Source organism: Aquibacillus salsiterrae, assembly GCF_028416595.1.
Classification (GTDB): Bacteria; Bacillota; Bacilli; order Bacillales; family Amphibacillaceae; genus Aquibacillus_A; species Aquibacillus_A salsiterrae.
Genome location: NZ_JAMQKC010000004.1, coordinates 142,680 through 150,641 on the forward strand (window position 1 = coordinate 142,680; position 7,962 = coordinate 150,641).

Consider the following 7,962-nt stretch of genomic DNA (forward strand, 5'->3'; position numbering starts at 1 on the left):
GTTTCTCATGTGTCCAACAACATTACGAAAATTTTCGAAAACATTCATCTGACACTATTCGACAAATACACCCCCATCCACTTATGCAAGATCGCCTTTATACCTATTGACTAAACAGCCTTGCCTTGCTATATTTATCTCGAAATAGTTTTCGTAAACAATAAAATGTAAGCGATTTATCACGAAAACTTTCGAAATAGAATGGAGGAGGAGAAAAAGATGAAAAGATTGAAACGCGGAAAGTTCTTCACTGTTTTAAGTTTACTTGTATTAATCGGCTTGTCCTTATCCTTTGGGTCAGTTACAGCTGCGGAGTCTGATTATAATTCTTTAATCACAGACACTCCGACTAAACCATCTGATGCAGGGGCCTTACAAATCATCGACGTAAACGGGCAAAAAACGCTCGGTGATTCAAGCGGAAACCCCATCCAGCTACGTGGTATGAGTACACACGGTTTGCAGTGGTTTCCTGAGATTTTAAATGACAATGCATTTTCTGCTTTATCGAATGACTGGGATGCTAACGTTGTTCGTCTAGCTATGTATGTTGGTGAAGACGGATACGCATCTAACCAAGAATTGATGAAACAAAGGGTAATCGATGGTATTGAGCTCGCCAAAGAGAACGACATGTATGTCATTGTCGACTGGCATGTCCACGCACCTGGCGATCCAAATGCAGAAATGTATAGTGGGGCAATGGACTTTTTCAAGGAAATTTCATCTTTATACCCGAACGACCCAAACATTATTTATGAACTAGCCAATGAGCCGAGCAGCAACAATACAGATGGCCCAGGCATTACTAATGATGCTGAAGGATGGCAATCAGTTAAGTCATATGCTGAACCAATTATTCAAATGCTTCGAGATAACGGTAACGACAATCTAGTCATCGTTGGTACACCAAACTGGAGCCAACGCCCCGATTTGGCAGCAGATAATCCAATCGATGACAACAATACCGCTTATACCGCACACTTTTATACCGGAACACATAATGACGGTTACGTACAAGGCAATATTCAATACGCCCTCGAGAATGGTGTAGCTGTCTTTGTAACAGAATGGGGAACAAGTGAAGCATCTGGCAATAACGGTCCATTTTTAGATGAAGCTGATGCGTGGTTAGATTATTTAAATGACAATAACATTAGCTGGGTAAACTGGTCACTAACTAACAAAAATGAAACGTCTGCCGCTTTTACACCATTCATTATGGGTGAATCAGACGCGACTAATCTTGACCCTGGTGATGACCAATTATGGTCAACCGAAGAGTTAAGTATTTCTGGTGAATATGTCAGAGCACGGATCAAAGGTATTTCCTATCAACCTATCGATCGTGACCGCTATGAAACTGTTGTATGGAATTTTGATGACGGAACAACACAAGGGTTTCGCTTAAATGGTGATAATCCAATTGAAAATGTTGCTCTAACCAATGAAAATAACGCTTTAAACATAACTGGATTAACAGCAAGCAACGATCTTAGTGCAGAAAATTTTTGGGCAAATGCACGAATCTCTGCGGACGGCTTTGGACAATCCATTGATATTCTAGGTGCTGAAGTACTTACAATGGATGTCATTGCTGATACACCAACAACCGTATCGATTGCCGCTATCCCGCAAGGACCTGCAACCTGGTGGACAAATCCTACTGCGGCTGTTCAAGTGACCACGGATGATTTTGTTGAGCAAAGTGATGGAACTTATAAAGCTGTCATGACGATTACGAAAGAAGATGCACCTGGGCTTGAGGTAATTGGTACTAGTGCAGAAGACAGCACATTAGCTAACATCGTTCTTTTCATTGGTACCCCGTCAGATGTTAATTCCATTTCGTTAGATAACATAACGATTGTTGGTTCAGAAGTAGAATTACCTGTTATCCATGATCCGATTGGAGAGGCAACTTTCCCATCTAACTTTGAAGGTGGAACAAGACAAGGATGGAATTGGTCTGGTGATTCAGCTGTTAACACAGCGTTAACAATCGAAGAAGCAAACGGTTCAAACGCACTTTCATGGGAATTTGCCTATCCTGAAGTTAAGCCTACTGACAACTGGGCATCTGCACCACGCCTTGATTTTTGGAAAGACGGATTAACTCGTGGTGACAATGATTATGTTACATTCGATTTATATCTTGATCCAGTAAGAGCATCACAAGGTTCTATCTCGATTAATCTAACATTCCAACCACCTAGTGTAGGGTATTGGGCACAGGCAAATGACACTTTCGAAATCGACTTATCGCAACTTGATCAAGCGATAGTAACTGATGATGGGTTGTATCAGTATGAGGTGACGTTAGATTTGAATAGTTTACCGAGTGGTGTTAGTGACGACACGGAGCTGCGCAATATGCTATTGATTTTCGCTGATCAAAATAGTGATTTTGCCGGTCGTGCCTATATCGATAATGTTCAGTTCGTTGAAGATAATAAAGCACCACAAGTTAGCTTGAATTTAGAAGATGGCCAGTATTTCTCAGTTGGACAAGATGTTACTGTAACTCCTGTTGTAACCGATGACTTGGACACTAATCCAACCGTTACTTACAATGAAAAGCTCGACACATCGACAACCGGTGCACATACCTATACAGTAACCGCAACCGATGCGGCTGGTAATACAAGTACCGTAGAAGTGGATTATTATGTCTACGCCTTTAGTGGTGTACTTGAACCAATAAAACAAGAGAATGTCTATAAGAAAAACCGCACAATCCCGGTTAAGTTTAGGATTGATGGAGTGTCTAATGTAACTGCAACCCTTCAATTAACGAAAGACGGCCAAGCGGTTACTACTGAAGGTAATAATGTGTTCCGCTATGATTCAGAGGAAAATCAATACATTTACAACCTTAGAACCAAGGCATTAGAAACTGGCGATTATGTCGGTACAGTCGTAATCACATTTGGTAATACAACAATTGAACGTTCATTTCATTTTACATTAAAATAAATTACTCTAAGAGCACTGCCAGTCACGGTAGTGCTCTTTTATTTATGGCTCAATTTGCCTTCTATTAGTTTTTTCCCAGATGAACGAACGTCTTTTTTATAAGGTAAGAAACACCCCTGGCTGTCTGTAGCCATCTATGATGAAAAAGGATAGCATTTAATTTTGAGTATACTGTATTTTCGGCCAAACGGTAACAAAAATCGATATACTCGCCCGAGCGAGCCCATCCAGCGGTTAAACGGTAGTCAATGAACGATATTAACGACCGAACGAGCCCTGCTAGCGGTCAAACGGTAGTCAAAGCCCGCAAATGACGCCCAATCGAGCCCTGTTAAGTGACAAACGGTAGTCAAAGCGCGCAAATAACGCCCGATCGAGCCCTGCTAGCGGTCAAACGGTAGTCAAAGCGCGCAAATGACGACCGAACGAGCCCTGCTAGCGGCCAAACGGTAGTCAATGAACGATATTAACGCCCGATCGAGCCCTGCTAGCGGCCAAACGGTAGTCAAAGCGCGCAAATGACGACCGATCGAGCCCTGTTAGCGTCCAAACGGTAGTCAAAGCGCGCAAATGACGCCCGATCGAGCCCTGTTAGCGTCCAAACGGTAGTCAAAGCCCGCTAATAACGCCCGGTCGAGCCCTGTTAGCGTCCAAACGGTAGTCAAAGAACGATATTAACGACCGAACGAGCCCTGTTAGCGTCCAAACGGTAGTCAATGAACGATATTAACGACCGAACGAGCCCTTCCGGCGGCCAAACGGATACTTATTAATTTGTACGCTGCTTACAATGTCTTTTTTCATACAAAAGTATAAAAAACCCTTGCTCCGGGCGCCCTGCACTTTTGTTAAAAATAGACCTCCTTTCTAACTACCACACCCCAGGATTTATCGTTAACGTTTTAGTTGTTGTCGATAGGTTGGCGATTGTGCCGAGTGGAATAGCGATGTTCGGCAAACAGTGACCAATTTGCAGGCCACTAACGACAGGCTTCGGATAGGATGAAAAATACTGGTGGAATACTTGCTGGAGTGTGAATGATGGTTTTTTGCCTGATGGTTCTCCGTCTGAAAAGTTCCCGAGGATTACACCTGCAGCCTCGTCAAATTTCCCAGCTAATCTTAACTGGTTTAGCATGGCGTCAACACGGTTCGGTTCTTCACCGATATCTTCCAAAAGAAGCAGTTTATTGGCTGTACCTAGTTCATATGGCGTTCCAAGTGTGCTTACGAGTAGCGTGAGATTCCCACCGACAATTTCACCTCTAGCGTCCCCTGGAGTGATGATATCGATTGGTGCAATTTTTTCCGAATAGACAATCCGCCGTGGTTCAAACATTTGCTCGAACATTCGTTTTGATAACGAATCAAAATGTTCCCCGCCAATATCAGAGCTAACCATCGGCCCATGAAAAGTAACTAATCCTGTTTGCTGTCTAATCGCCGTGTGCAAATAAGTTATATCACTATAGCCCCAAAATATTTTCGGATTGTCCGCGATTAACTCATAATTAATATGTTGAGCAATCCGCCCCGTTCCATAACCACCGCGAGCACATATAATAGCTTGAACATTTGGATCAGCGAACATGTCATGCAGGTCATACAGCCTTTCTTCGTCCGTTCCAGCCAAATAGCCATAGACATTGTTACAATGCTGACCAAGCTTAACCTTTAGCCCGAGAGATTGCAGGAAGCGAATACCCTTGTTTAATTCATCAGGATCCGGCGGCCCAGCTGGTGCGATAATACCAACCGTATCACCTTTTGCTAATCGTTTCGGTAACATAACCCCACCTCACATTCATTTCTTTATACATACGAGAGAAAGAAACGTTTTATGAACAGAGGATTTTTGATGCGAAGATGTTGCGGGGCACATGCGCTTTTCGTTACAACTGAAAAGGAGGATTGCCAAAACGGCAACCCTCCTCAGGACAGCTATACTTATGAAATTTCTGAACGGCGTTTGGCAAGATCAATCACAATCTTGTCGTCATCCACTCGTTCAATATCAGCACCTAATGAGGCTAGTTTCTCTGTTAAATTTACATAGCCACGATCAATGTGCTTTAATTCTGTTACACGAGTATAACCGTCTGCATTTAGACCAGCCAAAATTAATGCTGCCCCTGCTCGTAAGTCAGTTGCTGCTACTTCGGCTCCTTGAAGTTCTACTGGACCTTCGACAATCACACTACGTCCTTCAATTTTTAGCTTGGCATTCATGCGGCGAAATTCTTCGACGTGCATGAATCTATTCTCGAACACTGTTTCGGTGATCACGCTTGTGCCTTCAGCATTTAACATTAATGCCATCATTTGCGACTGCATATCAGTTGGGAAACCTGGGTGTGGCAACGTTTTGATGTCTGTTGCCTTTAGTTTATCTGGACCAATCACTCGAATTCCGTCTTCTTCTTCTTCAATGATTACACCCATTTCTTCCATCTTAGACACTAAAGAGCGCATATGCTCTACTTCAGCACCTTTGATTAAAACATTCCCTTTTGTGATAGCAGAAGCAACCATAAATGTTCCTGCTTCAATTCGATCTGCAATAATGGTGTGCTCTACACCGTGTAGTTGATCAACGCCATCGATTTTAATTGTTTCTGTACCGGCACCAACAATCTTAGCGCCCATTTTATTAAGGAAGTTTGCAAGGTCAACAATTTCAGGTTCCTTTGCACCATTCTCAATAATTGTTCTTCCTTCAGCAAGTGCTGCAGCCATCATAATGTTTTCTGTTGCACCTACACTTGGTACATCCAGATAAACTTTTGCACCTTTTAATCTTCCTTTTGCAGAAACCTCGACGTAGCCATTACCTACATGCACATCGGCACCCATTGCTTCAAATCCTTTAAGGTGTAGATCAATTGGACGTGAACCAATTGCACACCCGCCAGGCATAGCAACTTTCGCGTGACCGTATCTTGCTAATAAAGGTCCAAGTACTAAAACAGACGCACGCATTTTTCTAACATATTCGAAAGGAGCTTCTGTGGTAAGTGGTTTAGATGCATCGACAGTTACTGTATTGTTTGCATATCTTACATCGGCATTCATATTTGTTAGAACTTCTTTTATCGTAAATACATCAGCAAGGGCTGGAACTTCATGAATAACACTTTTTCCTTCACTTGCAATAATACTTGCTGCGATGACAGGCAGTACGGCATTCTTAGCACCATCAACTTTAACAGTGCCTTTTAACTGCCTCCCACCACGGACGATGATTTTTTCCAAGGTTCATTCTCCTCTGCGTCCAATTTCACTATTATTAATATTCAGTAACTATGATAGGTGTTCCTATTGTGAGGGTTGTTTTTCCGCCCAATCCTTCTCTGGCGGCAATTTGTACATTCATTGGTTTGTCCGCTGTGGGTACGGCAGTTTGCCAATGGGATGTATATCCTGATAGGACAACAAAATCATTTTCTTGTATTTGTTTTAGTGGTTGAACATTCCATTTTTTAAGTAGTTTTTTAGTGAAAACATCACTATCTATATTACCATCCGGCTGTGTATTCAAACAAGAGAATTTTGTCATATTTCCGCTGAATAATTCGTCAATTGTCGAAGAAATGCTTGATTGTTGCGCTTTAACCATTTCTTTATTCCAATTGTTACCTGTTAGTTTATACATTACCTGATAATCATAGTTACCCTCTACAGGAATTACTACTATAAATGATTCGTTAATCCCATCACTTTTTTGGGTATTCCATATTAGTTTTTTTATTTTGCCTAAATCTTCTTCAGAGTATGTAATGTCTTTCTGATTATTTTCAACCCATTGAATCGTCTTTTCAGCTGTTTCTTTGCTGACTTTTTCTTTCACTAAAACTTCCCACTTATTCACCGTTAAATCCTGCTCAATTACTGCACTTGCCATCTCACTTACTTCCTGCAACTGATTGGACGAGGCAGCTGCCGTTGTAAATGTAGAGAAAATTAAATAAACCAATAATGTAGTGATTAGAATGAACCTTGTTTTTTTCATGAAAAAATCTCCCCTCAAACTTCATCGTTTTCTAGTAAACTAGTATGAACGCAAATTACTAGGTTTATACGGGGAGATTTTATAAATTCACTTAAATAAGTAGGTCATTTGCTGTGACCATTGAATAAAGTCGAGGAAAAAGTTACTCACTGTCGTTCCGATTGTTATCGTTAAAAAAATAAGTAGTAACCGTGACTCAAATACGCGACCTTTTTTTAGTAATGGATCAAGTTTAATTACTTGTAGTATTTGCCACGTAATAATAATAAAAATAATATGGGATAACATTCCAATTATCGCTTGTTGACCTAAACCTGATAGCATGACGATTCACCCTTTCTTTATTATTAGGTTCTCATTTGATTTATTCGATGTCAATTAGATTACTTCCTTCGTCATTTCCCGGGAAATAGTGACAAAATTTTTATTAAAAAAGACCTCAATCCAACAAGGACTAAAGTCTTTTTTAAAATGTTTATCTACGCTCGGCTATATCTAGACGATTCATAGCACGTTTAAGTGCGTATTCTGCCCTTCTGAAATCAATGTCATCCTGCTTGGCTTGAAGACGACTTTCCGCTCGTTCTTTTGCTTTTCTGGCACGTTCAACATCAATGTCGCCGGGTTGTTCTGCGGATTGAGCAAGAATGGTTACTTTGTCAGGACGAACCTCTAAGAAACCACCACTTACTGCAATTTGCTTTGTATCGTTGTTTCCTTTTAGACGGACAGCACTGATCGTTAACGGTGCAACAAGCGGAATGTGTCCTGGTAAAATACCCAGTTCACCGTTTTCAGCCTTACAACTAACCATTTCAAATGAATCTTCCAGAACAGGGCCATCAGGAGTGACAACACTCACGATTAGTGTTTTCAATGGTACCCCTCCTTGGGCTTTGAATAAATGTATGAGAGATTCTCAGACATTTTTATAGAGAATTTAGGCTATAACAAGCCCATTCCGCTTCCTTATTCAG

At 41.3% G+C, this 7,962-nt stretch carries 6 protein-coding genes; 1 reads left to right on the forward strand and 5 read right to left on the reverse strand.

Annotated elements, in window-relative coordinates:
• Positions 1 to 219: 219 nt before the first annotated feature.
• Positions 220 to 2,976, forward strand: a complete 2,757-nt coding sequence (locus NC799_RS07300; RefSeq protein ID WP_272445735.1) for a carbohydrate-binding domain-containing protein — start codon at positions 220 to 222, stop codon at positions 2,974 to 2,976.
• An 871-nt stretch (positions 2,977 to 3,847) separates the two neighbouring features.
• On the opposite strand, the gene NC799_RS07305 is transcribed toward NC799_RS07300, so the two are convergent.
• From NC799_RS07305 to NC799_RS07325, 5 genes are all read right to left on the reverse strand, one after another.
• Positions 3,848 to 4,765 carry a S66 peptidase family protein gene (locus tag NC799_RS07305; RefSeq protein WP_272445736.1) on the reverse strand — a complete coding sequence of 306 codons (918 nt, stop codon included), beginning with the start codon at positions 4,763 to 4,765 and terminating at the stop codon, positions 3,848 to 3,850.
• Between the two features lie 158 nt (positions 4,766 to 4,923).
• On the reverse strand, positions 4,924 to 6,228 hold the full coding sequence (gene murA, locus NC799_RS07310; protein WP_272445737.1) for a UDP-N-acetylglucosamine 1-carboxyvinyltransferase: 1,305 nt from the start codon (positions 6,226 to 6,228) through the stop codon (positions 4,924 to 4,926).
• 34 nt (positions 6,229 to 6,262) lie between these two features.
• The gene (locus NC799_RS07315; protein WP_272445738.1) at positions 6,263 to 6,985 is read right to left on the reverse strand and encodes a YwmB family TATA-box binding protein; all 723 of its coding nucleotides are present in this window, start codon (positions 6,983 to 6,985) and stop codon (positions 6,263 to 6,265) included.
• An 87-nt stretch (positions 6,986 to 7,072) separates the two neighbouring features.
• Complete coding sequence (locus NC799_RS07320; RefSeq protein ID WP_272445739.1) at positions 7,073 to 7,309, reverse strand: DUF1146 family protein; 237 nt, start codon at positions 7,307 to 7,309, stop codon at positions 7,073 to 7,075.
• A gap of 151 nt (positions 7,310 to 7,460) precedes the next feature.
• A complete protein-coding gene (locus NC799_RS07325; RefSeq protein WP_272445740.1) occupies positions 7,461 to 7,862 on the reverse strand; it encodes a F0F1 ATP synthase subunit epsilon in 402 nt (133 codons plus the stop codon).
• Positions 7,863 to 7,962: the final 100 nt, after the last annotated feature.